The 24,681-nt window shown below is 71.5% G+C and carries 22 protein-coding genes; 8 read left to right on the forward strand and 14 right to left on the reverse strand.

What is annotated here, in order from left to right; translation table 11 throughout:
- Positions 1–3: 3 nt before the first annotated feature.
- The 7 genes from IFU19_RS15485 to IFU19_RS15515 all read right to left on the reverse strand — a co-directional run bounded on the left by IFU19_RS15485 (position 4) and on the right by IFU19_RS15515 (position 7,534).
- A complete protein-coding gene (locus tag IFU19_RS15485) occupies positions 4–795 on the reverse strand; it encodes a MerR family transcriptional regulator (protein ID WP_082516387.1) in 792 nt (263 codons plus the stop codon).
- A complete protein-coding gene (locus tag IFU19_RS15490) occupies positions 788–1,300 on the reverse strand; it encodes a VOC family protein (protein WP_191916184.1) in 513 nt (170 codons plus the stop codon). Before IFU19_RS15490 ends, IFU19_RS15485 begins: the two co-directional genes overlap by 8 nt.
- A 96-nt stretch (positions 1,301–1,396) precedes the next feature.
- Positions 1,397–2,752: an MFS transporter gene (locus IFU19_RS15495; protein ID WP_191916183.1), complete on the reverse strand. Its 1,356-nt coding sequence runs from the start codon at positions 2,750–2,752 to the stop codon at positions 1,397–1,399.
- Positions 2,753–2,943: 191 nt separating this feature from the next.
- A complete protein-coding gene (gene nhaA, locus IFU19_RS15500; RefSeq protein ID WP_191916182.1) occupies positions 2,944–4,272 on the reverse strand; it encodes a Na+/H+ antiporter NhaA in 1,329 nt (442 codons plus the stop codon).
- Between the two features lie 125 nt (positions 4,273–4,397).
- Positions 4,398–4,595, reverse strand: a complete 198-nt coding sequence (locus IFU19_RS15505) for a hypothetical protein (protein ID WP_191916238.1) — start codon at positions 4,593–4,595, stop codon at positions 4,398–4,400.
- A 525-nt stretch (positions 4,596–5,120) separates the two neighbouring features.
- Positions 5,121–6,458, reverse strand: coding sequence for a uracil-xanthine permease family protein (locus tag IFU19_RS15510; protein ID WP_192212137.1), 1,338 nt, complete (start codon positions 6,456–6,458; stop codon positions 5,121–5,123).
- Positions 6,459–6,571: 113 nt separating this feature from the next.
- Complete coding sequence (locus IFU19_RS15515; protein WP_055831955.1) at positions 6,572–7,534, reverse strand: phosphoribosylaminoimidazolesuccinocarboxamide synthase; 963 nt, start codon at positions 7,532–7,534, stop codon at positions 6,572–6,574.
- Positions 7,535–7,612: 78 nt separating this feature from the next.
- Here IFU19_RS15515 and IFU19_RS15520 point away from each other — a divergent pair, with 78 nt between their 5' ends.
- The 7 genes from IFU19_RS15520 (at position 7,613) to IFU19_RS15550 (ending at position 15,592) form a co-directional block, all read left to right on the forward strand.
- Positions 7,613–9,340 (forward strand): BCCT family transporter, encoded by a 1,728-nt coding sequence (locus IFU19_RS15520; RefSeq protein WP_192212138.1) that lies wholly within the window; start codon positions 7,613–7,615, stop codon positions 9,338–9,340.
- A gap of 378 nt (positions 9,341–9,718) precedes the next feature.
- Complete coding sequence (locus tag IFU19_RS15525) at positions 9,719–10,342, forward strand: PadR family transcriptional regulator (protein WP_191916178.1); 624 nt, start codon at positions 9,719–9,721, stop codon at positions 10,340–10,342.
- The gene (locus IFU19_RS15530) at positions 10,339–11,889 is read left to right on the forward strand and encodes an MFS transporter (protein ID WP_192212139.1); all 1,551 of its coding nucleotides are present in this window, start codon (positions 10,339–10,341) and stop codon (positions 11,887–11,889) included. Before IFU19_RS15525 ends, IFU19_RS15530 begins: the two co-directional genes overlap by 4 nt.
- A gap of 272 nt (positions 11,890–12,161) precedes the next feature.
- Positions 12,162–12,821, forward strand: a complete 660-nt coding sequence (locus IFU19_RS15535; RefSeq protein WP_192212140.1) for a hypothetical protein — start codon at positions 12,162–12,164, stop codon at positions 12,819–12,821.
- 9 nt (positions 12,822–12,830) lie between these two features.
- Complete coding sequence (locus IFU19_RS15540) at positions 12,831–13,460, forward strand: TetR family transcriptional regulator (RefSeq protein ID WP_192212141.1); 630 nt, start codon at positions 12,831–12,833, stop codon at positions 13,458–13,460.
- 45 nt (positions 13,461–13,505) lie between these two features.
- Positions 13,506–14,789, forward strand: a complete 1,284-nt coding sequence (locus IFU19_RS15545; RefSeq protein ID WP_192212142.1) for a glycosyltransferase — start codon at positions 13,506–13,508, stop codon at positions 14,787–14,789.
- 38 nt (positions 14,790–14,827) lie between these two features.
- Positions 14,828–15,592 carry an SDR family NAD(P)-dependent oxidoreductase gene (locus IFU19_RS15550; protein WP_192212143.1) on the forward strand — a complete coding sequence of 255 codons (765 nt, stop codon included), beginning with the start codon at positions 14,828–14,830 and terminating at the stop codon, positions 15,590–15,592.
- 78 nt (positions 15,593–15,670) lie between these two features.
- Here the strand turns inward: IFU19_RS15550 and purD are convergent, their stop codons facing one another.
- The gene (purD, locus tag IFU19_RS15555; RefSeq protein WP_192212144.1) at positions 15,671–16,942 is read right to left on the reverse strand and encodes a phosphoribosylamine--glycine ligase; all 1,272 of its coding nucleotides are present in this window, start codon (positions 16,940–16,942) and stop codon (positions 15,671–15,673) included.
- 165 nt (positions 16,943–17,107) lie between these two features.
- On the opposite strand from purD, the gene IFU19_RS15560 reads away from it, so the two are divergent.
- On the forward strand, positions 17,108–17,464 hold the full coding sequence (locus IFU19_RS15560; protein ID WP_055831942.1) for a sterol carrier family protein: 357 nt from the start codon (positions 17,108–17,110) through the stop codon (positions 17,462–17,464).
- Between the two features lie 154 nt (positions 17,465–17,618).
- On the opposite strand, the gene IFU19_RS15565 is transcribed toward IFU19_RS15560, so the two are convergent.
- The 6 genes from IFU19_RS15565 to IFU19_RS15590 all read right to left on the reverse strand — a co-directional run bounded on the left by IFU19_RS15565 (position 17,619) and on the right by IFU19_RS15590 (position 24,594).
- Positions 17,619–18,551, reverse strand: coding sequence for a PfkB family carbohydrate kinase (locus IFU19_RS15565; protein WP_191916171.1), 933 nt, complete (start codon positions 18,549–18,551; stop codon positions 17,619–17,621).
- A 106-nt stretch (positions 18,552–18,657) separates the two neighbouring features.
- On the reverse strand, positions 18,658–19,290 hold the full coding sequence (locus IFU19_RS15570) for a bifunctional 4-hydroxy-2-oxoglutarate aldolase/2-dehydro-3-deoxy-phosphogluconate aldolase (RefSeq protein WP_191916170.1): 633 nt from the start codon (positions 19,288–19,290) through the stop codon (positions 18,658–18,660).
- Positions 19,280–20,506, reverse strand: a complete 1,227-nt coding sequence (manD, locus tag IFU19_RS15575) for a D-mannonate dehydratase ManD (RefSeq protein ID WP_055831938.1) — start codon at positions 20,504–20,506, stop codon at positions 19,280–19,282. Before manD ends, IFU19_RS15570 begins: the two co-directional genes overlap by 11 nt.
- Before the next feature lie 104 nt (positions 20,507–20,610).
- Positions 20,611–22,011 carry an MFS transporter gene (locus IFU19_RS15580; protein WP_192212145.1) on the reverse strand — a complete coding sequence of 467 codons (1,401 nt, stop codon included), beginning with the start codon at positions 22,009–22,011 and terminating at the stop codon, positions 20,611–20,613.
- A 35-nt stretch (positions 22,012–22,046) separates the two neighbouring features.
- Positions 22,047–23,051 carry an L-idonate 5-dehydrogenase gene (locus IFU19_RS15585; protein WP_192212146.1) on the reverse strand — a complete coding sequence of 335 codons (1,005 nt, stop codon included), beginning with the start codon at positions 23,049–23,051 and terminating at the stop codon, positions 22,047–22,049.
- Between the two features lie 43 nt (positions 23,052–23,094).
- The gene (locus tag IFU19_RS15590; RefSeq protein WP_192212147.1) at positions 23,095–24,594 is read right to left on the reverse strand and encodes a mannitol dehydrogenase family protein; all 1,500 of its coding nucleotides are present in this window, start codon (positions 24,592–24,594) and stop codon (positions 23,095–23,097) included.
- Positions 24,595–24,681 lie beyond the last annotated feature (87 nt).

Genomic DNA, 24,681 nt, shown 5'->3' on the forward strand with positions numbered 1-24,681 from the left:
CCGTCACTCCCAGGCCGCCGTGTCGGGATCGATCCCGTGCGCGCGAGCGCTCGCCTCGATGGCGTCGCGGAGCCAGGTCGACAGGCCCGGCCGCACGGCGTCGTAGTGGTCCGCGAAGCGCGGATCGGCGGCGTACATGCGCCCGAGGTGCACCTGCATCTGCCGGGTGATCGGGAAGTACTGCGAGAAGACCTCGCGGTGGCGTTCCACGAGCGCGTTCGCGGTGGCGTCTCCGGGCACCGCTCCCGCATCGACCGCGGCGCCGAGCTCGGCGTCGAACGTCGCGACCGTCTCGGTCACGGCCGCCCAGTCACCGGCCGTGCGCGAGGCGGAACGCTCGGCGTACTGCTGCCACTGCGCCGATGCGCCGTACGCCTCGCGCGCCTGGGCGGGCCACGCGGTGTTCCACCCCGGGCCGAATGTCTCGCGCTGCTCCTCGTCGGAGAGCAGGATGCCGTGTTCCTGTGCCGCGATCATGCGCTGCAGATCGTCGTCGAGGTCGCGCAGCTGCGCGATGCGCCGGGTGAGCTGGGCGCGCTGCACCCGCAGCTGCGACGCGACGTCGCCGCCGGGCTCGTCGAGCACGGCGCGGATGGCGTCGAGGTCGAGTCCGAGCTCGCGGTAGACGACGATGCGGCGCAGTCTCTCGAGGTCGTCGTCGGTGTAGAGGCGGTACCCGGCGGCGGATCGCGCCGCGGGGCGCGCGAGGCCGATCTCGTCCCAGTGGTGCAGAGTGCGCACGGTGAGGCCGAGCCGGGTGGCCGTCTCGCCCACCGGCATCCCCTGGTCAGTCATGCGACTCATTGTCGTCGCGCCCGATGCCGACGGCCTGCAGATTGCGCCCCTCCACGGTGGTCGGGTCGAAGACCTTCGCGGCGGTGAAGAGCACGCGGGCGTTCTCGGGCGTGACGATCTCGACGTCGCGGGTGTTCCACGGGGTGTCCCGTGGCCCGGCGTCGATCCCGACTGTCCGCAGCGACTCGACGAGCGGGCCGATCTGGTCGATCACGCAGGCGAAGCTCACGGTGGCCGCCGGCGCGACGGCGGGCGCGTCGCCGACCGTCAGCAGCACGTCCTGAAAGGCCCAGCGGCGCAGGTGCACCATCTGCCCCGGAATGCCGAACAGCTCGAAGAACCCGAGCCCCCGCGTCCAGAAGTCGACGGAGGCCGCGAGATCGGCCGTCGGCACGGTGACGAACATCGGCATCCCGTAGAGGCCGCGAAACAGCGGAGGCGCGACGGCGGCGGGGCCGGGAGGCGGGACGGGGCTGATGTCGAAGGCGTCGAAGGTGTCGTTCATTCCCCCAGGCTCGGGCCTGACGCGGCGTGAGGGTCAAGCTCGAGTGCGAAGCCGTCGTCGCACCGCCGGGGCCCTGCCTCCCCGGCAGCGTCGACGTCAGCGTCGTGCGGTGCCCGCCCCGACCCCGGGTGCGGGTGCGTCGTCGACCTCGTCACGGTGCAGGGTCTCGGGCAGAGCCGAGATGCCGACGACGCCGATGATGCTGAGTCCCACGAGATAGGCCGCGACCAGCCACGGTGCCCCGCCGGCGAGGCCGACGAGCGCGGTGGCGACGAGGGGCGCGGTGCCCCCGACCAGAGCCGCCGGGATCTCACGCGAGATCGCGATACCGCTCCACCGCATGCGGGTGGGGAAGAGTTCCGCGAGCATCGCGGCGCTGACGCCGATCGTCGCCCCCTGCACGATGGCCAAGCCGAGCACGAGGGCGACGCCCACCAGAACGGAGCTCTCGGTCTGGAACAGCAGGAACATCGGGAACGCGAAGATGATCGCGAACACGGCCGCCGCGAGCAGCACCGGCTTTCGCCCGATGCGATCGGCGAGCCGACCGAACCCCAGCGTGGCGGGGATGGTCAGCAGCTCGGCGACGATGAGCGCGATGAGCGCGTGCGTCGGATTCACGGCCAACGTGCCCGTGGTGTACGAGATCGAGAACGTCTGCACGATGTAGACCCACGGCAGCGCGAAGACGAAGAACGCCATGCCCGCCAGCAGGGTGCGCCAGTGCGAGCGCACCGCGGTGGCGAGCGGCGCGCGCGACACCTCGCCGTCTCGCTCGGCCGCCGAAAAGGCCGCGGTCTCGGTCACGCGCAGGCGGAAGTACAGCGCGAAGGCGACGATGACGATGCTGGCCACGAACGGGATGCGCCAGCCCCACGCCTGGAACTGCTCGAGCGGGAGCAGGCTGATGAGGGCGAACGTGGCCGTCGCGAGGGCCATGCCGAGGTAGACGGAGGCGCCAGGGAATCCGGCGATGAACGCCCGGTTGCGCGTCTCGGACGACTCGCTCGCCATCGTCATCGCGCCGGCGAACTCGGCCCCCGCGCCGGCACCCTGGAACAGACGCAGGACGATGAGCAGGATCGGAGCCCAGATCCCGATCGACTCGGCTGTGGGGAGCAGACCGATCAGGGTCGTGGCGATGCCCATCATGAGGAGGGTCGCCAGCAGCGTGCCCTTGCGGCCGATGCGATCGCCGAAGTGCGCGAAGATCAGGCCGCCGATGGGACGAGCGCCGAAGCCCACCGCGAAGGTCGCGAAGGCGCCGAGGAGCCCGGCGAACTGACCGCCGCCGGGGAAGAACAGCGGCGCGAAGACCAGAGCGGATGCCAGTCCGTAGAGGGTGAAGTCGTACCACTCGATCACCGTGCCGACGGAGCTTCCGATCACCGCCCGGCGGCGCTGCGCCCGCGGGTTGAGCTGCCGATCGTCGATGTCGTTCGCGATGTCCATGTCCAGGCACTCCCTCGTGTCTTGCGATACCTCCCCAGGCTAGGAAGGCGCCGCCCGCGGCCCGCTGTGCCCACGACACAGCATCCGAGGAGGGGAATGGATGCATCGCACAGGCCGGCGCGCGGCGAGGCCCGCGGGCGGGGGACTCCCCATCGCGATGCGGCGGTCGCCGTGCGACGCGCGGTCAGGACTCAGCGGTCGCCGCTCGACGGCTGCTGGTACACGTCTGCGACGTCGTCGCCGTCGGCATCCACCGCTTCGTCGCGCGCCAGCTGCGCGTACCGGCGATTGCGCACGAGCAGCACGCACGACGCCAGGAGCGAGGCGAGGAGCGAGGCGACCATGATGGCGATCTTGGCGTCGTCGGTGTGCGGGGAGCCGTCGGGGAAGCTCAGCTCGGCGATCAGCAGCGAGACGGTGAAGCCGATGCCGGCCAGCAACCCGACCCCGGCGAGATCGATCCAGCGCAGCGCCGGGTCGAGGCGCACGCTGGTGACGAGCGTGAGCAGGCGCACACCCAGCAGGATGCCGAGGGGCTTGCCCAGCACCAGTCCCGCGGCGACGCCGATGGTCACCGGGTCGCTGAGCGCTCGGGCGATGCCGTCGCCCCCGCCCACGGCGACCCCCGCGGCGAAGAACGCGAAGATCGGCACAGCGATGCCGGCCGAGATCGGACGGAACCGGTGCTCGAACTGCTCGGCGAGGTCGGTGCCCGCGTTCGTCCGCCGACGCGAGGGCCCCACGGGGATCGTGAAGGCCAGGGCGACACCGGCGATGGTGGCGTGCACGCCCGACGCGTGCAGGAACGCCCACGCCGCGAAACCGATCGGCAGCAGCACCACCCACGCCGCCCAGGGGGTGCGCGCGAACCACGCGCGTGCGCGATGGGCGATGACTCCGTAGACCACGACGAGCGCGGCGAACACGCCGAGGGGCAGCAGGGCGATGTCGCTCGTGTAGAAGATCGCGATGATGGCGATCGCGATGAGGTCGTCGACCACGGCCAAGGTCAGCAGGAAGATGCGCAGCGGACCCGGGAGGTGCGACCCCACCAACGCGAGCACGGCGACGGCGAAGGCGATGTCGGTCGCCGTCGGGATGGCCCAGCCGGCGAGCAGGCTCGGCTGGGAGTGCACGACCGCGATGTAGATGAGCGCGGGGACGGCGACGCCGGCGACGGCGGCGGTGACCGGCACGATGGCCGTCTGGAACCGGCGGAGACTGCCCACGACGATCTCGCGTTTGAGCTCGAGGCCCACGAGGAAGAAGAAGATGGCGAGGAGGCCGTCGGCCGCCCAGGCGCCCACGCTGAGTTCGAGGTGCCACGGCTCGTAGCCGAAGCGGAAGTCGCGCAGCGCGAAATAGGAGTCGGAGGCGGGCGAGTTGGCCCACACGATGGCGACGACGGCCGCGATGACCAGCAGCAGGCCGCCGACGGACTCGCGGCGGAGGATCGTGGTGACGCGGTGCACTTCGGCGTAGCCGGGCCAGCGCGGGGCGCGGAGGTCGTTCTGGGTCATCGGGATTCCTCAGGGGTCGGTCGACAGAATGTCGACCAGACTTCCCGACGCACCGTCATCCATTCTACGCGACAGGCACGACGGTGACCGGCGGTCCGCACCACCGGTCACCGAGCGAGGAGCGGTCAGTCGGACTGCTCGTCTTCCTCCGGGTTGAAGTGCGAGGCGGTGGCGGAGTGCCCCGCCGCGACCCCGTCGGGATCGTTGGGGATGGTGCCGTCGGCGCCCAGGCCGCCCGGCTTGGGCATGCCCTCGTCGTCGGGCGCGTCGTGCAGGTTCTCGTCCGCCGCGGGCTGCGAGGGGTCGGAGGTTCCGGATGCCATGATCGTGCCTTCCTCGTCATCGGTGGCGAGGCGCCGGTCGGGCACCCTCGCCGAGAGGCCCGACGCTATCGACGCCCGTGCGCGGCGTATGCCCGCTTGCGGGACGGCGGCGGGTGTGCTGCTGCGCCCCGCCGCCACGTCGGGCGCCCGCGAGCGGGGCCAGGCGGGTCCGCCCGCCCGGTGCGCGTACCCCCGCCACGCCGGCTGCCGGCCTGCCCGCGCGGTGCGCGCGCTCGCGGGTCTGCGCGCGCGGGGCGGGGGACCGACGTGCCGCACTCCTGAGTTTCCCGAGCGTCGCCGGCGTTTCCGCCCACGAGCGCTCCCGGCCGCGTGACCGATCAGGAGTTCGGCCCGCCGTCGCGCCCCGGACGGCGGGGTCGGTTCGCCGTGGCGCCCGGGCGGCCTGCGCCGTCGAGACCGCATCCGATTGTCGAGACCGCAGCCTTTCGGCGGCAATCGCGTGCGGTTTCGGCAAACGGATGCGGTCTCGGCGAGGAGGGCGCCCGGCGAGGGGCGCGCCCGGCGTCAGCTCGGGTCGCCGCCCAGCGGCCCCACCGCGGGGATCGGGCCGCCGTCGTCGGCGCCGGTCTTGCGCGCTCGGGCGATGGCGTTGCCGAGGTGGTAGATCACGAGCGCCGCGACCGAGCCCAGAACGATGGCCCCGAGCTGGAAGTCGCCGAACTGCATCGTGAAGCCGGCGATGGCCAGCACCAGCGCAACGGCGCCGGTGTACTGGTTGACCGGACGCGAGAAGTCGACGCGGTTGTCGACCCAGATCTTGATGCCGATGATGCCGATCAGGCCGTAGAGCGCCGTGGTGACACCACCGAGCACGCCCGGCGGAATGGTGTTGAACACCGCGCCCACCTTGGGCGACAGGCTCAACACGATCGCCGCGAGACCGGCCACCCAGTAGACGGCCGTGGAGTACACGCGGGTGGCGGCCATGACGCCGATGTTCTCGCCGTACGTCGTGGTGCCCGAGCCGCCGAACGTGCCCGCGATGGTCGTCGCCACGCCGTCGGCGATGAGGGCGCGGCCGGTGGAGCGGTTGGCGGTGGCATCGGTCATGGCGGCGACGCCGCGAACGTGGCCGACGTTCTCGGCCACGAGCACCAGCACCACGGGAAGGAACATCGCGATGACCGACCACGTCTGCGGCGACGCGAAGTCGGCGAGGTGGAACTCGGGCCAGCCCACCCACGGAGCGGCTTCGACGGCGGCGAAGTCGATGAGCTTCTCGCCCGTGCCGGCCTGGATGAGCACCGTGCCGACGTAGCCGACGATCACGCCGAGGAAGATCGAGATGCGGCCGAGGAAGCCGCGGAACAACACGCTGAACAGGATGACGGCGACCAGCGTGATGGTGCCGGGCAGAGGCTGGAGCTGGAAGTTCGACCACGCCACGGGCGCCAGGTTGAAGCCGATCAGGGCCACGATCGCGCCGGCCACGACGGGCGGCATGACCTTGTCGACCCATCCGAGACCGACGAACTGCACGACGAAGCCGATGGCGGCGAGCAGGATGCCGACGGCCACGATGCCCGCGAGGGCGGAACCCATGCCCGCGGTCGCGGTGGCCGCGGTCACCGGCGCGATGAACGCGAACGACGAGCCGAGGTAGCTGGGGAGGCGGTTGCGCGTGACGAGCAGGAAGAGCAGCGTGCCGACGCCCGAGAACAGCAGCGTCGTCGACACCGGGAACCCGGTGAGCACCGGCACCAGGAAGGTGGCGCCGAACATCGCGATGACGTGCTGAAGGCCGATCGCGACCGTGGCGCCCCAGTTGAGGCGCTCGCCGGGTGCGACGACCGCTCCCGGCGCGACGGTGCGCCCGTTTCCGTGCAGCTTCCAGCGGAACATGTGTCTCCTCGTGAGTTCGTGATCGGATGCCGAGATCACGCGGCATCGGCGAGGTCACACGTCGTGTCGTGGTGTCTCGACGACAGCGCGTGATCTCGCGAGGGGGAAGGGGGTCAGGCGGTCAGGAGGCGCAGGAGTTCGGCGTAGCGGTCGCGGGTGCGGGTGACGATCTCGGCCGGGAGCGCGGGGGGCTCGCCCTGCTTGTCCCAGTTGTCGGCGAGCCAGTTGCGCACGATCTGCTTGTCGAAGCTCGCCATGCGCTCGGCCGCGGTGGACCCGGTGCGCCAGGCCTCGGCATCCCAGTAGCGGGAGGAATCCGAGGTCAGCACCTCGTCGGCGAGTGTCAGCACGCCGTCGGCGTCGTATCCGAACTCGAACTTGGTGTCGGCGAGGATCAGGCCGTGCGCCTCGGCGGTGGCGGCGGCGCGGCGGTAGATCTCGAGCGACAGCTCGCGCAGCGCCTCGGCGGTGTCGGAGCCGACGAGCTCGACCGACCGCTCGAACGTGATGTTCTCGTCGTGCTCGCCCATGGGCGCTTTGAACGCCGGGGTGTACAGCGGCTCCGGCAGGCGGTCGCCGTCGTTCAGGCCGGCGGGCAGCGGGATGCCGCACACGGTGCCCGAGTCGCGGTACTCCGCCCAGCCCGATCCGGTGAGGTACCCGCGTACGACGCATTCGATCGGCTGCATATCGAGGGAGCGCACGAGCATGGCGCGTCCGCGCACGGCATCCGGGATCAGCTCGACGGCCTCGTCGCCCACGAGGGCGTGGTCGGCCGCGAGGTGGTTCGCGATGCCGCGACCGCCATCGGCGCCGGCGAGCTGGTCGAACCACCACAGGCTGAGCGTGGTCAGCAGCGTGCCCTTGTCGGGGATGCCGGGGGCGAGCACGTGGTCGAAGGCGCTCACGCGGTCGCTGGCGACCACCAGCAGGTGCGTCGGGGCGGCCTCGTCGGCGGTGCCGGCGGGAACGTAGAGATCGCGCACCTTGCCGGAGTAGATGTGGCGCCAGCCGGGGAACTCGAGCGGGGGAGCGGTGGTCACACGCTCATTATTGCGGAGGCGCGGCCTCTTCATCGGCGCGGATTGTGTCATATGCGGCCTCGCGGTGCCCGCCCCCGGGCTCGCGCGCGGCTGTTGACTACCCTCGGAGGAATGACCGAGGCAGCCCCCGACACCGCGGTGAACATCGACCCACACCTGGGTAGTCGCCACAAGACCATTCGCGGCTGGGTCTTCTGGCCCGCCGCAGGCATCGCTCTGGCGTTCATCGCCTTCGCCATGCTCTTCCCCCACGCGGCCGAAGCCACCTTCGGCGCCGTCCAGACCACCATCGTCTCGGCCTTCAACTGGTACTACGTGCTGATCGCGGCGTTCTTCGTCGTCTTCGCCCTCGCGATGGGCTTCAGTCGCTTCGGCACGATCAAGCTCGGCCAGGACGACGACGAGCCCGAGTTCTCGACCATGTCGTGGTTCTCGCTGCTGTTCGCGGCGGGAATGGGCATCGGCCTGGTGTTCTACGGCGTGAGCGAGCCGCTCAGCCACTTCGCCCAGCCCCGACCGGGCGTGGAGGGGACCCCGAACCAGCTCGCCCAGCAGGCGATGTCGCAGACGTTCCTGCACTGGGGCGTGCACGCCTGGTCGATCTACGTCGTCATCGGCCTCGCCCTCGCCTACGCGTTCCACCGCCGCAAGCGCCCGCGCACCATCCGCTGGGCGCTGGAGCCGATCCTCGGGGCGCGCCTCGTGCAGGGCGCCTGGGGCAACGCCGTCGACGTGGCGGCCCTGGTCGGCACGCTCTTCGGTGTGGCGACATCGCTGGGTCTGGGCGTCATCCAGATCAGTGCGGGCCTGGACTATCTGGGCATCGTGGCGCCGTCGGCGATCAGCGAGGCCATCATCGTCGGCATCATCACCGGCTTCGTGCTGTTCTCGGTGCTCTCGGGTGTCGGCAAGGGCATGAAGTGGCTGTCGAACATCAACCTCGTGCTCGCCGGCGCGCTCATGCTGTACCTGCTGTTCGCCGGTCCCACCGAGTTCCTGCTGCGCGACGTGGTGCAGTCGATCGGCAACTACATCCAGAACTTCGTCGGGCTGTCGTTCACGACCAGCGCCTATTCCGGTGAAGACGGGGTCGCCTGGCAGGGGACCTGGACCTCGTTCTACTGGGGCTGGTGGATCTCGTGGGCCCCCTTCGTGGGGATCTTCATCGCGCGCATCTCGCGCGGCCGCACGGTGCGCGAGTTCGTCACCGGCGTGATCCTGGTGCCCACGCTCGTCGGCATCCTGTGGTTCACCGTGCTCGGTGGCACCGCGATCTACGGCGAGCTCACCGGCAGCGTGTCGCTGCTCGGTTCCGACGGCTCGGTGAACGTCTCGACCGCGCTGTTCCAGATGCTCGAGGGCATTCCCGGCACCGTGTTCCTGGCCATCGGCTTCCTCGTGCTCATCGGGATCTTCTTCGTCACCTCGGCCGACTCGGGCGCGCTGGTGATGGGCATGATCGCGACGGGCGGCGAAGAGGAGCCCAAGCGGTGGGTGCGCATCTTCTTCACCCTGGCGACCTCGCTCATCGCGTTCGCCCTGCTGCTGGCCGGCGGTCTCACCGCGCTGCAGACGGCGGCGATCAGCATCGCGCTGCCGTTCAGCGTCGTACTGCTGGCGATCTGCTGGGCCACGGTCGTGGCGTTCCGCCGTGAGATGAAGGCGTACGACAAGGCCGAGCGCGCGCACTTGCGCGACTCGATCGGCGAGCACTACGGCCTCGAGGTCGAGGAGCCCAACCAGCGGGGCATCTTCGGCCTGCCGGCGCGCTGGCGTCCGCGCAAGTCGGTCACCGCGTCGGCTCCTGAGTCGGGCGCCCCGGCGTCGCCGGAGTCGTAGGGCCCTGTCGCACTGAATGTCCACGACTCCCGGATGCCGCGCCACGCGGCCCGGGTGTCGTGGACATTCGCGTGTCGCGTCGCGGCATCCTGGCCCGCTCCCGGCTCCCCGCTCCGCGCTCCCCGCTCCGCGCTCCCCGCTCCGCGCTCCCGCGCTCCCCGCTCCGCGCTCCCGCGCTCCCCGCTCCGCGCTCCCCGGCACGCGCGCGTGAGTCGCCGCGCTCGCGAGCCCGTTGAGTGTCCAAGAGGCGCCGCATGGAGCGCCCCGACTGCGGCGTGTTCTGGACACTCAACGTTCCCCCCCCCCCGGGCTCGCGTCGCGCCGTCCGAGAGCGTATAGTCCACGTGGACTAGTCGACACGGACCATGAGGGGGACGGATGCCGGAACAGCCCCGCCTCACCCCGATCGCGGTCATGATCCTCGCCACCCTGCGCGAGGCCGACATGCACCCCTACGAGATGGTGCGCTTGCTCAAGGAGCGGGGCGACGATCGCCTCGTCCCCCTGCAGAAGGGCACGATCTACCACGCGGTCGCCCGCCTCGAACGCGACGGCCTGCTCGCCGAGGTCGGCGTCGATCGCGACGGCAACCGCCCCGAGCGCACCACCTACACGCTGCGGGATGCCGGGCGCCGGGCCGTCGAGCAGTGGGTGCGCGCCGAGCTCCCCCAGATCGACCGGGCCAGTGACTTCCGCGTCGCGCTGTCGGAGGCCCACAACCTCCCGCGCGACGAGGTCATGGCCCTGCTCGACCGACGCCGCGCCCTGCTCCTCGCCTCGGTCGACGAGCATCGCGCCGGTCTCGACAAGGCCGCCACGTCTGAGACCCCCGAACAATTCCTCGTCGAGCTGCAGCGGCAGTCCGCTCTGCTCGACGCCGAACTCGCGTGGCAGGACTCCCTGCGTGCGCGTCTCGCCGACCGCTCCCTCGCCTGGGGCATCGCCGAAATCCCCGAACACATCAAGAAGAAGCACCGCGTCTCAAAGGAGACCACCCCATGACCGACTCCCGCGCCGCCTCCGCGGCATCCACTCGTACGGGATCCACCCGCACCGAACGCAGCCCCTGGCCCGCCCTCTGGGCGCTGGTCATCGGCTTCTTCATGATCCTGGTCGACACCACGATCGTCTCGGTGGCGAACCCCGCCATCAAGGCCGCCCTCGACCCCGACACCAACAACCTCGACAACGTCGTGTGGGTCACCTCGGCCTACCTGCTCACCTATGCCGTGCCACTGCTCATCACCGGCCGTCTCGGCGACCGCTTCGGCCCGAAGAACGTCTACCTCACGGGCCTCGCGATCTTCACCCTCGCCTCGCTCGCGTGCGGGCTGGCCCCCTCGCTCGAGATGCTGATCGTCGCTCGCGCCGTGCAGGGTCTGGGCGCCGCCCTCATGACGCCCCAGACGATGGCCGTCATCACCCGTACCTTTCCGGCGCAGAACCGCGGCGCCGCCATGGGGCTGTGGGGAGCCACCGCCGGTGTCGCCACCCTCGTCGGCCCGCTGGCCGGCGGCCTGCTCGTCGACGGCCTCGGGTGGGAGTGGATCTTCTTCATCAACATCCCCGTCGGCATCATCGGCTTCATCGCCGCGGTCATCCTGGTGCCCCAGCTGCCGCGCACCGCGCACAAGTTCGACATCCTCGGCGTCGTGCTGAGCGCCGTCGGTCTCTTCCTCATCGTGTTCGGCCTGCAGGAGGGCGAGCACTACTCGTGGGCGGCGTGGATCTGGGCGATGGTCGTCGCCGGTGTGGCCGTGATGGGCGTGTTCATCTGGACGCAGGCGCGCAGCAAGGGCGAACCCCTCGTGCCCCTCGAACTGTTCCGCGAGCGCAACTTCTCGATCGCGAACCTCGCCATCGCCGCGGTCGGTTTCACCGTGACGAGCATGGCGTTGCCGCAGATGTTCTACCTGCAGCTCGCCCGTGGCCTCACCCCGACCGAGTCGGCGCTGCTGCTCATCCCGCTGGCGATCCTGTCGGGCGTGCTCGCGCCCTTCGCGGGCAAGCTGCTCGACCGGACCGACCCGCGATTCCTGCTCGTCCCCGGTCTGCTGCTCGTCGGGGGCTCGCTCGGGCTCTACGCCGCGCTCATCCTGAACGACGCGCCGATCTGGGCCTTCCTCATCCCCGCGGCCTTCATGGGCATCGGCAACGCCGGCATGTGGGGCCCGCTGGCCACGACCGCGACGCGCAACCTGCCGCCGCGCCAGGCGGGTGCCGGCGCCGGCATCTACAACACCACGCGCACCGTCGGCTCGGTGATCGGCTCGGCATCCATCGCCGCGTTCATGCAGGCGCGTCTCGAGGCGAACCTGCCGGGGGCCGCGGATGCCGGGGCGAGCTTCGGCGGCGGCACGCTTCCGCCGCAGGTGGTCGATGGCTTCTCGGCGGCGATGGGGCAATCGCTGCTGCTGCCGATCATCGTGATCGCGGTCGGCCTGGTCGCCGTGCTGTTCATGCGTCGCCCGTCGATGATCCGCCCGCACGGTGCCCCGCGCGAAGCCGAGCCGGCCGCGCAGGCTGCCCCCGTCGCCGCGCGCGAGTAGCGTCCGACGCGCGAACGCCGTCGTCCCCCGTGGGGCGGCGGCGTTCGTCGTTCGCGCTCAGGGTTCGGGCGCTCGCGGCGGTGACGAGGGGAGGAGCTGGGGATTAGGGAGGACGGATGCCGGTCCGGCGGTCCTCCGCTCGTCACGGCTCCTCCGCTAGGCGCCCGCGACGCGATCGTCGGTGCGTCGTGGCGGGCGGTTCCATATTCAGTTATACGCCGCTATAGTCAAAATGAGCCGCCGTCCGATCCCGGTCACTCGCAGGAGCATCCATGATCACCTCTGCCCCGCACTCCGCCACCCGCACCGCCGTCGAGAGCGACGCCGCGACGACCGGCACCCGCCCGTGGTGGGCCCGAACCGCCGGCATCCTGATCGTCGTCGGCGGGGTGCTGCTCACCGCGGCGACCTCCATCGAGCTCACCGCCGACGTCGCCACCGAATCCGGGCCGGCGACCGCCTTCTGGGTGCTCTTCCTCGCGAGCACGCTCGCCCATGTCGCGGCGATGGTCCCGCTCGCGCTGGACCGAGGCGACGGAGAGGGCGCCGTCGGCTCGTCTCTCGTGGGCAAGGTCGCGCTTCTCGGGTTCGGAGCTCTGTTCCTCGCGAACCAGAGCATGTACCTCGTCACGGCCTACCTGATGCCGTCCGCCGTGTTCACCGATGGGGCGATGGCGTTCCTGGGAGCCATGAGCGCCGTGCAGGGCGTCGCCCTGCTGGTCGGCGGCATCGTCATCGTCCGCGCCGGGGTTCTGACGGGCGCGGCACGCTGGGCCGTCCTGGTGCTGGCACTTGTCGGCTTCGCGCTCGGCGTCGTCCTCACCGTGAGCACCATCGAGGCGCTGTCGAACGCGATGTACTTCGTCTCCACCGGCGCGCAGATCGTCGCGGGGCTCGTGATCTTCCGGTCGACGGTCGCGGCGGCGAAGTAGCGTTCTCCCGTGCCCCGTAGCTACCACTCTCCCCGACGGCAGGCCGACGCCGCCGAGACCCGCGCGACGATCGTCGAGGCGGCGGCCCGGCTGTTCGTGCGCGACGGGTACGTCGCCACCTCGATCAAGGCGATCGCGGCCGAGGCGGGGGTGTCGGTGCCCACGGTGCACCTGAACGGACCCAAGCACGGTCTGCTCATCGCGGCGTTCGAGCGCACGTTCGCGGGAGACGAGGGGCGGCACTCGCTCGCCGAGCGCCCCGAGCTCGTCGCCATCATGGGCGAGCCCGACACCGATACCGCGATCGCCCGGTACGTGGACTTCCTCATCGACGCCAATCAGCGCTCGGCGGCCATCGTGCGGGCGATGGTGGCCGCCGCCGACAGCGACCCCGAGGCGCGCGCCGCCTACCTCGACCTCGAGATGCGGCGCCACCGCGACATGACGATCGCCGCGGGCTGGTTCCTGCAGCGCGACCGCATCGGCGTCGACCAGGTCGCCCTCGCCGCCGACGTCCTGGGGCTCATCACCGGTCCCGACCCGTGGACGCACCTCACCGTGGCCCGCGGGTGGGACGTCGCCGCCTACCGCACCTGGCTGACGGCGCAGCTCGTCCACCTCTCCGAAAACCTCGCCTAGACCCCCGCCCCTCGGCGGACAGGGTCATCCTCGAAAGACGCAGACATGACACCCTCCGCCCTGCTGTGCAGCATGCCCGCCACAGGCCACGTGGGCCCGCTCCTCGTCGTCGCGCAGGAACTGCAGCGGCGCGGGTGGCGCGTGCGCCTGCTCACCGGGTCGCGGTACCAGCGGATGGTGGAGCAGGCCGGCATCCTGTTCCTCCCTCTTCCCGCCGAGGCGGACACGCTGGACGGGATCGGCGCCGACGAACGCGACCGCGGACTCGCCACCATCAACCGCGGGGTCGAGCGCGCGTTCGTCGATCCCGCTGCCCCGGCGGCGGCCGCCCTTGAGCAGATCCTGAACGACGAACCCGCCGACGTGGTGCTGCACGACATGACCTTCCTCGGCGTGCAGACCTTGTTCGCACGCCCGCGCTCTCAGCGCCCCCTCACGGTGATGTGCGGCATCGGGCCGGCGGGTTTCTCCAGCCGCGACACGGCCCCGTACGGACTCGGCATCACGCCGCTCCGGCACCCCACGCTGAACCGCCTGCGCAACGGCGTGCTCGGGGTGACGGCCAAGACGGTGCTGCGTCCCGTGCACCGCTCGCTCGATCTCTTCCTCGCAGGCGTCGGCGCGCCGCCCCTGAACGGCGCGTTCTTCATGGACGTCCTCTCGCGCAGCGACCTGCTCGCGCAGTTCACGGTGCAGGAGTTCGAGTACGCCCGACGCGACGCCCCGGAGGCGCTCCGGTTCTACGGCCCCATGGCATCCGCTGCCGCCCATCCCGTTGCGGCACCGGAGTGGTTCGACGACCTCGACCCGACCCTGCCGCTCGTGCACGTCACGCAGGGAACGGTCGCGAACACCGACTACACCGAGGTGATCGAGCCGACGCTCGCGGCGCTGGCCGACCTACCCGTGCAGGTGGCCGTGACCACCGGTGGGCGCGACGTCGAGACCCTGCCCGCCCTCCCCGACAACGCCTTCGCCGCGAGCTACCTGCCCTACGACGACCTGCTCGCCCGCACGAGTGTGCTGGTGACCAACGGCGGCTACGGGGGCCTTCACCACGCGATGCGCCACGGCGTGCCGATCGTGATCGCCGGCGACTCGGAGGACAAGGTCGAGACCTCCGCGCGCGTGCAGCACGCCCGGGTGGGCGTCAACCTGCGCACGGGGCGTCCGACTCCGGATGCCGTCCGCGCAGCCGTCCAACGCATCCTCGCCGACGACGGCTACGCGGCCCGCGCCCGCCGTATCGGCGACGCGATCGCGGTCGCGCCCGGCGCCCCCGGGCTCGTCGACGACGTCGAGCAGATGCTCGCGGCGCGCCGCCGCTGACCTCCCCCCTCCCTCCTCACACCAGCAAAGGACACTCCATGACCTCTCTCTCCGGACGCACCGCCGTCGTCACCGGTGCCACCAGCGGCATCGGCGCCGCCATCGCCCGCCACCTCGCCGCCGCCGGCGCGCGCATCGTCGTCTCCGGACGCGACCTCGACCGGGGCGCCGACGTCGTGCAGGCGATCATCGACGCGGGGGGAGACGCGCGCTTCGTCGTCGCCGACGTCACGCGCGACGCCGACGTGGCCGCTCTCGCCAGGGACGCGGCATCCGAGGCTCCGATCGACTACTGGTTCTCGAACGCGGGCACCGAGGGGCCCATCGGGTCGATGGACTCGTGGACCGCCGAGGCTCTCCGCGAGGTCGTGGATGCCAACCTCACCAGCGTGCTGTCGGGACTCCACCACGCCTCGTCGCACATGCGCCGCGGGGGCGTGATCGTCAACACCGCCTCGTTCGTCGGCACGGTGCTTCCCGTGGCGATCGCCGTTCCCTACGCGGCCGCCAAGGCGGGCGTCGTGGCCGCCGGCCGGAGCGCCGCTCCCTTGCTGGCCGGGGCGGGTATCGACGTGCTGACCCTGTGCCCGTGGGTGATCGACACCCCGATGGTCGACCGTCTCACCGGCGGCGCGGCCGACGACAAAGCAGGTTTCGCGGCCGGGTTCGCGCCCAGCGGGCGGTTGACCACTGTTGACGACGTCGCTCGGGCCGCGGTCGACCTGGTCACCGAACAGCCTCGGCGCGCGAGTGGTGAGGCCGTGCTCGTGGACGCCGGCCCGACGGTGACCGTTCTGGTGTGACGCCATCCGGCGCGTCGCCGTGTCGGGGGAGGTTTCTGGCCGGAGTGTCCGGGCCGCTCAGCGCCGGGACTCCCGGCGTCAGGCCTCGACGACGCGCGCGGCGATGTCGGTGCGGTACTGCCCGCCCTCGAGGCCGATGCGCTCGAGCCCGGCGTAGGCCGCGGTGCGCGCCTCGCCGAACGTGGAGCCGGTGGCGACGACGCTGAGCACGCGCCCGCCCGTGGCGATGAGCTCGCCGTCGCGGAGCGCCGTCGCCGCGTGGGTCACGTGCACGCCGTCGACCTCTTCGGCCTCGTCGATGCCCGTCAGTACGCGACCGGTCAGCGGCGCCTCGGGGTAGCCCTCGCTCGCGAGCACCACGGTGACGGCGGTCGCGTCGGCGAAGGCCGGGCGGGGCTCGTTGTCGAGCGTGCCCGAGGCCGCCGCCAGCAGCAGGCGCGACAGCGGGTCGACCAGGCGCGGGAGCACGACCTGCGTCTCGGGATCGCCGAAGCGGGCGTTGAACTCGATGACCTTCACGCCCTGCTCGGTGAGGATGAGACCGGCGTAGAGCAGGCCGATGAACGGGGTGCCCTCGGCATCCATCTGCCGGATCACGGGCTCCGCGATCACGCGCGTCACGTGGTCGACGAACTCGGTCTCGCCGCCGAAGCGTTCCGACAGCCAGGGGAGGGGGGAGTACGCCCCCATACCGCCGGTATTCGGACCCTCGTCGCCGTCGCGCAGGCGCTTGAAGTCTTGGGCGGGACTGAGGGGCGCGACGCGATCACCGTCGCTGAGGAAGAACAGCGACACCTCGGGGCCCGACAGGAACTCCTCGATCAGCACCGCACCGGTGGGCAGGTAGGTCTCGGCGTGGGCGAGGGCGGCCTCGCGGTCGGAGGTGACGATGACGCCCTTGCCCGCGGCCAGCCCGTCGGCCTTGACCACGTACGGGGCGCCGTACTCGTCGAGGGCGGCCTCGACGGTGGCGAGGTCGTGCGCGCGCGCCGAGCGTCCGGTGGGCACGCCCGCGGCATCCATGATCCGCTTCGCGTACGTCTTCGACCCCTCGAGCTGGGCCGCGGCCTTGCCCGGACCGAACACGGGGATGCCGTGCGCGCGCAGCGGATCGGCGACACCGGCGACGAGCGGCGCCTCGGGTCCGACGACGACGAGATCGATGGCCTCGGCTTTGGCGAACACCAGCACGGAGGCCGGGTCGAGCGGGTCGAGGTCGACGAGGTGGGCCTCGCGGGCGATGCCGGCGTTGCCGGGCGCGGCGAAGATGGCGTGCGAGGCCTCTTCGGAACGCAGCGCGAGGATGATGGCGTGCTCGCGCGCGCCCGAACCGAGGACCAGGATTCTCACTCGGCCAGCCTACCGAGCGGGGCCTTTCGCCGTTGAGTGTCCACGACACGCCGCATCCGCTCGAGGCGATGCGGCGTGTCCCGGACACTCAACTGGGGGGACCCGGGGATGGGCGACCCGGGCCACCCGGGCCACCCGGGGTGGCGGCGCGGGTACCGTGGAGGCATGCCTCCCCGCCGAATCGAGACCGGTGACGGCCGCGCGGCGCTCGCGGCCGTGGCCGCGGGTGACGCCCCGCGCACGGCGACGGCCACCGCCGTGCGCTACCTGCTGCAGCTCCTGGTCGAGAAGGCTCCCGGCAACTCCGTCGAGATGCGCGTACCGCCCTTCGGCGCGGTGCAGGTGATCGAGGGCCCCCGCCACACGCGCGGCACCCCGCCCAACGTCGTCGAGACCGACGCCGCCACCTGGATCGCCGTCGCCACCGGTCGGGAGCACTGGGCGGATGCCGTGACCGCCGGCCGCATCGTCGCCTCCGGCGTGCGCGCCGACATCAGCGCGCTGCTGCCGCTGCGGCCCTAGGCCCGCCCGCCCGCCGCCCCCCGGCTCGCGCCGGGGCGCCGCCGGTGGGCGCCGAGACCGCATTCGTTCGCCGAGGCCGCACGGTATTGCGGACGAACACGTGCGGTCTCGACGAATGGATGCGTCCTCGCGGGGCGCCGAGGGGTGCGCCTCGTCAGCGCCGGACCGGGTCGCCGCCGCCGGCGAGGAACCGCACCAGGTCGCGGCGGGTCGGGGCCGCCTCCCAGTCGCCGGGTACGAGGCACGCCATCGCCCCGCAGGCGTTGGCGCGCACGAGCGTGTCGGCGACGTCGAGTCCCTCGAGGTGGGCGCTGAGGTAGCCGGCGACGAACGCGTCTCCGGCGCCGACGGTGTCGAGGGGGTCGATGACGAAGCCGAGCGCCTCGGTGACGCCCGCGGAGGTGAACACCGCCGCCCCCGCGGGACCGCGCTTGACCACCACCTGCTCGACGCCCGCCGTGAGCAGGGAGTCGGCGGCATCCGGGGTCAGCAGGGCGAACTCCTCGACCCCGCCGAACACGAGCGTCGAACGCTCGGCGATCTCGCGCAGGATCGGCCCGGCGACGTCGGGGGCGGCCAGCGCGGAGCGGTAGTTCACGTCGAAGCTCACCGGCACACCCGCGGCGCGGGCACGATCGACGGCGGCGAGCACCGTGTCGTGCGCCGTGGCCGACAGCAGCGGCGTGATGCCCGTGACGTGGAGCAGGTCGGCATCCTCGATCCATCGCTCCGGGAGGTCGCCGGGGGCGAGGCGCGAGCCGGCCGAACCGCGTCGGTAGTAGTGGACGGCGGTGGATGCCGCGGAGGGACGCTCCTTCAGCATGAGGCCCGTGGGCGCATCGGTGTCGACGAGCGCGTGCACGTCGAGGCCCTCGCCGCGCAACTCGCGCGCGATGCGCTCGCCGAGGGGATCATCGCCCACGCGGCCGAGCCAGGAGGTGTCGACCCCGAGGCGCCGCAACCCGACGGCGACGTTGCTCTCGGCCCCACCGATGCCGAGCGCGAGGCCCGCGGCATGGCGGAGCGACCCGATCTCGGTCGTGCGGGCGAGCGCCATGGTCTCGCCGAGGGTGACGACGCGGGTCACGAGCCGTCCCTCTCATCGCAGGCCGACCCCGAAGCCGCGCGCGCGATTCCGGAACGGCCGACCGCCGAGGTGGCGGCGCAGGCCCGAACCGCCGGGGAGGCGCCGCTCACGCCGAGACCCCTGCGCAGACTGCGACGAACCGCTCGGCCCTCGTGCGCAACGCGCCCAGGTCGCCACCGCGGAACGCATCGCCGAGCAGAGGTCCGCCGACGCTGACCGCCACCGCGCCCGCCGCGAGCCACGCGGCCGCGCTGTCGGCATCCACCCCTCCCGAGGGGACGACGGCGATGTCGGGGAACGGTCCGCGCAGATCCTTCAGGTAGCCGGGGCCGACCTGGCCGGCCGGGAACACCTTGACCGCCGAGGCGCCCGCCGACCACGAGGCGAACAGTTCGGTGGGAGTGAGCCCTCCCGGCACGATCGGCATGCCGGCGGCGACCGCGTGCTCGACCAGGGCGGTCGAGGTGATCGGGGTGACGACGTAGTCGGCGCCGACGGCGATCGCGCGCTCGAGCTGGTCGAGGTTCGTGACCGTGCCGATGCCGAGGTTGCCGTCGAACGACCCGCGCAGCTCGGCGAGGGCGTCGAACGTGCCCGGCGTCGTGAGGGTCAGCTCGACGCTCTGCACCCCCGCCTCGGCGAGGGCTGCGAGCACCGGTGCGTAGTCCGAGGCCGCGGACGCGCGGGCGACCACGACGAGCTTCGACGAGACCGTGCGGGTGGGGAGCTCACCAGTCATGGACGGTCCCATCCAGCAGGCGGTTCACCGGCAGGTAGGCCTTCGTGTACTCGAACGCACCGGCGGCCTCCTCGTCGAGTTCGACGCCGAGGCCCGGCTGGTCTCCCGGGTGCAGGAAGCCCCGGTCGAAGGTGAAGGAGGTCTGGAACACCTCGAGCGTCTGCTCGTTGTGCGGCATGTACTCCTGGATGCCGAAGTTGTGGATCGCGAGATCCAGGTGCAGCGCCGCCGCCATGCCGACGGGCGAGATGTCGGTGGGGCCGTGGATGCCGGAGCGGATGCCGTAGATCGCGGCGAAGTCGAGCAGCTTCTTCATCGCGGTGATGCCGCCGGTGTGGGTGACGGCCGAGCGGACGTAGTCGATCAGGCGCTCGGTGATGAGCGTCTGGTAGTCGTAGACGGTGTTGAACACCTCGCCGATCGCGAGCGGGGTGGTGGAGTGCTGGCGGATGAGGCGCAGTGCCGTCTGATCCTCGCCGGGGGTGGCGTCCTCGAGCCAGAAGAGGTCGTAGGGCTCGATGTCCTTCGCGAAGCGCGCGGCCTCGATCGGCGACATGCGGTGGTGGCCGTCGTGCAGGATGCGCAGGTCGGTGCCGAACTCCTCGCGGATCTGCGAGAAGACCCCGGGCATGTGGTTCAGGTACTGACGGGTGTCCCAGGTCTCCTCGGCCGGCCGGTCGCCGGAGCGCTTCGCCGGCTCGTAGTCGTAGCGCACACCGGGGCCGGCGGCCGAGACGCCGTAGATCTGGCCGAGCCCGGGAACGCCGGTCTGCACGCGCACGGCCGTGAAGCCGAGCTCGCGGTAGCCGGTGATGGCGTTCGAGAGGGCCGCGAAGTCGGTGCCCGAGGCGTGCGCGTAGACGCGCACGCCGTCGCGGCTCGCCCCTCCGAGCAGCTGGTACAGCGGCATCCCGGCCTTCTTGGCCTTGATGTCCCACAGCGCCATGTCGACCGCGGCGATCGCGGCCATCGTGACGGGGCCGCGGCGCCAGTAGGCACCCCGGTAGAGGTACTGCCAGGTGTCCTCGATGCGGTCCTCGTCGCGGCCGATGAGCATCGACGCGAGGTGGTCCGAGAGGTACGACGCCACCGACAGCTCGCGGCCGTTGAGGGTGGCATCCCCCCATCCGACGACGCCGTCGGACGTGGTGACCTTGAGGGTGACGAAGTTGCGGCCGGGGCTCGTGACGATGACGTCGACGGTGGCGATGCTCATGCGGGGTCTTTCTGGTCGAGAGGGGAGGGGGCGGCGAACGGGCGGGCTCGCCGTCACGAGCCCGCCCGGGAGCGGGCCCGCGACAAGGGCGGGCCCGCGCGGGATCACATCGCGGGGCGGGGATCCCGCAGGTCGCGACCGGTCCACTCGGGTGCCACGAGCGCGGCCACCAGAGCCGAGGCGGTGAAGATGCCCATCAGCACCATGATCGGGATGATGCTGCCCGTCACGGCGGCCACCCAGGCGGCAGCGACGACCGGGCCGATGCCGGTGGCGATGATGGCCGCGATCTCGCGGACGACGGCGGTGAGGGTGTATCGGTTGCGGGCACCGAAGATCTCGGGGATCGAGATGTTCTCCATGGATGCCAGACCCAGCACCGAGATGTTGTGGATCAGCGCGTAGCCGACGAAGATCCAGCCCACCTCACGGGAGTTGATCAGCAGCAGGGTCGGGACGATCAGCACGAGCGACAGCGCCGACATCACGATGTACATCCGGCGGCGACCCACCTTGTCGCCGAGCCACCGGACGAGCGGGATCGTGATGAAGCCGATCAGCGACGACACGATCACGATCTCGGGGCCGACCTCTTTCGAGATGGCGAGGGTGATGGTGATGAACGAGATGAGGTAGGTCTGCACGATGCCGGAGTTGCCGGCCTGACCGAACCGCAGGAAGAACGACACGAGGACGGCCTTGATCGGCTTCTTCTGCAGCGACTCGAGCGTGCGCACGTCGTTGGTCTCGGTGGCGACCTTCTGCAGCTCGGCGCGCGAGAGCGCCTTGCCGTCGACGACGTCGGTGCGCTCCTCGAAGACCGGGCTCTCCTTGAGGTTGAAGCGCACCCACAGGGCGAAGAGCATGATGATGGCGCTGCCGATGAAGGGGATGCGCCAGCCCCACGCGATGACGTCGCTCTCCATCATCACGGCGAGCAGGATCGCCCAGATGCCGGAGGCGAACAGGGTGCCGCAGTTGGTGCCGAGGGCGACGAGCGAGGCGACGACGCCGCGGCGGTTGTCGGGGGCGTACTCGGCGAGCATGACGCCCGCACCCGAGATCTCCGCTCCCGCGCCGAAGCCCTGGGCGAGGCGCAGGATCACCAGCAGGATCGGAGCCAGGATGCCGACCTGCTCGTACGTCGGCAGGACGCCGATGAGGGTGGTCGCCGCACCCATGAGCAGGATCGTGTAGAACAGCACCTGCTTGCGGCCGATCTTGTCGCCGATGCGGGCGAAGAAGAACGCGCCGACCGGGCGGGCCACGTAGCCCACGCCGTAGGTCGCCATGGCGAGCACGACCGCCATGGCGGCATCCCCTCCGGCGAAGAAGATCTGGCTGAAGACGAGGGCCGCGGCCAGCGAGTACAGCTGGAAGTCCATGAACTCCAGCGCGGTGCCGAGCCACCCCGAGACGGCGGCGCGGGCGAGATCGCCGGTCGACCTCTTGACGACGGGCGGTGACGTCGAGGCGTCGACGCCGGGGGCGGAAGAGTTGCTCATCGGATTACTCCTTTGTAATGGTGACGGGTCGGGTGTCAGAGGGAGAGCAGGACCTTGGCGGATGCCGAGGAGTCGCGCGCCGTGGCGAACGTGGCGACCGCGTCGGTGGCGGGGATGACGTGCGAGACGACGGCGTCGAGGGCATCGGTGGATGCGAGGAGGTCGATGGCGTCGTCGATCTCGGTCGAGAAGCGGAACGCGCCGCGCAGGGTGAGCTCCTTGGCGAGCATCGGCGCGAGGTTCACCCCGATCTCGGCGTCGGGGAGCATGCCGACCTGCACGACGGTGCCCGCCCGGCGGGCCGCGCGGATCGCCTGGGTCAGGGCGACGCCCACGCCGGAGCACTCGAAGACGACGTCGAACGACTCGGGCGCGATCGCGTCGGTGCCGACGAGGAACGTCTCTTCGGCGCCGAGGGCGCGGGCTCGCTCGAGGGGCTCGGGCCGCACGTCGCTGGCGCCCACGACCGCGGCGCCCGCGTTCACGGCGGCGGCGGCGACGAGCAGGCCGATGGGGCCGGAGCCGATGACCAGGGCGCGTCGACCGGCGAGGTCGCCGGCCACGCTCACGGCGTGGATCGCGACGGCGAGGGGTTCCGCCAGGGCCGCCCGCTCCAGGGTCAGCCCCTCGGGCAGCACGCGCACCATGTGGTCCTCGACGACGATCAGCTCGGCCGCCCCACCCTGGCGGTGGGGGAAGCCCGCGGCGCTGCCGAGGTAGTCGCCCCCGGCACGCAGGTGGGGGCGGTCCTCCAAGCCCTCGACGGACGGTCCGAATCGCGCGGGGTGCACCGTGACCGGCGTGCCCGGGGCGAGGCGCCCGGAGGGGTCGAGGTCGACCTCGGCCGACAGCTCGTGACCGGGTGTCAGGGGCTCACGGACGGCGTACTCGCCGTTCTTGCCGTGGAAGTAGTAGTGCAGGTCCGATCCGCAGATGCCCACGTACCGCACGCGCAGGCGCACTTGCCCCGCACCGGGTTCCGGTGACGGTCGGTCTTCCCAGCGGATGTCTTCTGCGCCGTGGATTGCGAGAAGCTTCATCGCGTCTCCTTCGTGTCGATGCGCTCCGCAGAGCGCCGGGTGGTCAGGGGGTGGTCGGTGCAAGGGCGTCGGATGCTGCGAGGGCGTCGGCGATCGCACTGTCGACGCCGCGCTGCACGATGGTGTCGAGCAGGTCGCCGACCCGATCGACGAACGCCGTGCGATGGGCGAGGTCCTCGCCGAACAGGTGCAGGTCGACGATGGCGCGGGCGGCGAGGTCACGGCCGCCGCGGGCGGGGCCCGCGGTCAGACGCGCGCGTGCGGGATCGGTCATGGCCGCAGCGTGCGGACCGGGATCGAAGCCGGCGGGCGGGGCGATGCAGGCCAGGTAGGCCGCGACGGTGAGCGCGATCAGGTGCGGGAACCCGCCACCATCGAGGGCGTGCCGCACCGGGCCGGGGATGCGCTGGCCGAGCTTGACCGATCCGTCGGAGCCGACCTGGCTCGTGCGGTGCCCCAGCGCGCTGTTGCCCCAGCGGGAGAAGAGCTCGCGCTCGTACTGCTCGATGTCGACACCCCGGGGCGCGGTCACGGACGGCTCGTACTCGTGCCGCAGGACGGCCGCGGCGGCGGCCTCGACGTCGGGGAGGGCGATGGCATCCGGGATCGTGGGCACGCCGCGCAGCGCGCCGAGGTAGGCGATGAGCGAGTGCGTGCCGTTGAGCAGGCGCACCTTGAGCTGCTCGTAGGCGCCGACCTCGTCGGTGAAGACGGCACCACCGGCCTCCCACGCGGGTCGGCCGCCGGCGAAGCGGTCTTCGATCGCCCACATCGTGAACGGCTCGGCGGGGACGGGTACGTCGTCGCGGACGCCCAGCAGGCCGGCCACGCGATCGGCGAACTCCGGGGTGGTGGCGGGGACGATCCGGTCGACCATGCTCGAGGGGAAGCTCACCGCGCGGTCGAGGTAGGTCAGTGCGTCGGCGCCCTCGGCATCCGGCAGCTCCTGCAGGAAGGCGCGGACGAGCTTCTCGGTGTGGGAGCCGTTCGAGAGCAGGTTGTCGCAGCTGAGGATCGACATCGGCTCCCCTCCGGCCGCGGCGCGGCGTTGAAGGCCGCGGGCGAGCTGCCCGATGCTCGATCGGGGGTCGCCGCCGCGCAGGTCGGCCGCGACGATCGGGTCGTCGACATCGAGGCGCTGCGTCGAGGGCGAGTAGCTGTATCCGTTCTCGGTGACCGTGAGGGTGGCGATGCGGATGCGGGGATCGGCGAGGTCGGCGACGACGCGCGCCGGGTCGTCGGCGGCGACGTACGAATCGGTGTGCGCCCCCGGGATCTCGAGCGTGGTGCCGGTGGGCGAGATCGTCGCGACGGTGTACAGGTGGTCTTGAGCGTGCAGGGCGTCGACGACGCGGCGCGAGCGCGAGGCGACGCCGACGATGCCCCAGTCGCCGCCCGTCGCGCGCATTGCGGCGGCGGTGTAGACGGCCTGGTGGGCGCGGTGGAAGCTGCCGAGGCCCAGGTGGACGATCCCCGCGGTGGCGGGGGCATCGGGCAGGGAGGCCGTCGAGGTCGACGCGTCCCGGCGCAGTCGGGCGGTCACGCGCGGGCTCCCCGCGACGCGGGAGGGCTCGCCATGAGGGGATCGTCGATGATCGGCATGAAAGCAGTGTGCGGTGTTTGTACAAAC

This window comes from Microbacterium sp. CFBP 8794, from assembly GCF_014841235.1.
Lineage (GTDB): Bacteria > Actinomycetota > Actinomycetes > Actinomycetales > Microbacteriaceae > Microbacterium.

Bases quoted from the DNA above. Each gene is read 5' to 3' on its own strand.
- IFU19_RS15585 (WP_192212146.1), bottom strand. From the start codon at position 23,051: ATGAAGCTTCTCGCAATCCACGGCGCAGAAGACATCCGCTGGGAAGAC.
- IFU19_RS15545 (WP_192212142.1), top strand. From the start codon at position 13,506: ATGACACCCTCCGCCCTGCTGTGCAGCATGCCCGCCACAGGCCACGTG.
- IFU19_RS15580 (WP_192212145.1), bottom strand. From the start codon at position 22,011: ATGAGCAACTCTTCCGCCCCCGGCGTCGACGCCTCGACGTCACCGCCC.
- manD (WP_055831938.1), bottom strand. From the start codon at position 20,506: ATGAGCATCGCCACCGTCGACGTCATCGTCACGAGCCCCGGCCGCAAC.
- IFU19_RS15570 (WP_191916170.1), bottom strand. From the start codon at position 19,290: ATGACTGGTGAGCTCCCCACCCGCACGGTCTCGTCGAAGCTCGTCGTG.
- nhaA (WP_191916182.1), bottom strand. From the start codon at position 4,272: ATGACCCAGAACGACCTCCGCGCCCCGCGCTGGCCCGGCTACGCCGAA.
- IFU19_RS15550 (WP_192212143.1), top strand. From the start codon at position 14,828: ATGACCTCTCTCTCCGGACGCACCGCCGTCGTCACCGGTGCCACCAGC.
- IFU19_RS15530 (WP_192212139.1), top strand. From the start codon at position 10,339: ATGACCGACTCCCGCGCCGCCTCCGCGGCATCCACTCGTACGGGATCC.
- IFU19_RS15520 (WP_192212138.1), top strand. From the start codon at position 7,613: ATGACCGAGGCAGCCCCCGACACCGCGGTGAACATCGACCCACACCTG.
- IFU19_RS15485 (WP_082516387.1), bottom strand. From the start codon at position 795: ATGACTGACCAGGGGATGCCGGTGGGCGAGACGGCCACCCGGCTCGGC.
- IFU19_RS15490 (WP_191916184.1), bottom strand. From the start codon at position 1,300: ATGAACGACACCTTCGACGCCTTCGACATCAGCCCCGTCCCGCCTCCC.
- IFU19_RS15495 (WP_191916183.1), bottom strand. From the start codon at position 2,752: ATGGACATCGCGAACGACATCGACGATCGGCAGCTCAACCCGCGGGCG.
- IFU19_RS15535 (WP_192212140.1), top strand. From the start codon at position 12,162: ATGATCACCTCTGCCCCGCACTCCGCCACCCGCACCGCCGTCGAGAGC.
- IFU19_RS15560 (WP_055831942.1), top strand. From the start codon at position 17,108: ATGCCTCCCCGCCGAATCGAGACCGGTGACGGCCGCGCGGCGCTCGCG.
- IFU19_RS15515 (WP_055831955.1), bottom strand. From the start codon at position 7,534: ATGAAGAGGCCGCGCCTCCGCAATAATGAGCGTGTGACCACCGCTCCC.
- IFU19_RS15525 (WP_191916178.1), top strand. From the start codon at position 9,719: ATGCCGGAACAGCCCCGCCTCACCCCGATCGCGGTCATGATCCTCGCC.
- IFU19_RS15505 (WP_191916238.1), bottom strand. From the start codon at position 4,595: ATGGCATCCGGAACCTCCGACCCCTCGCAGCCCGCGGCGGACGAGAAC.
- IFU19_RS15510 (WP_192212137.1), bottom strand. From the start codon at position 6,458: ATGTTCCGCTGGAAGCTGCACGGAAACGGGCGCACCGTCGCGCCGGGA.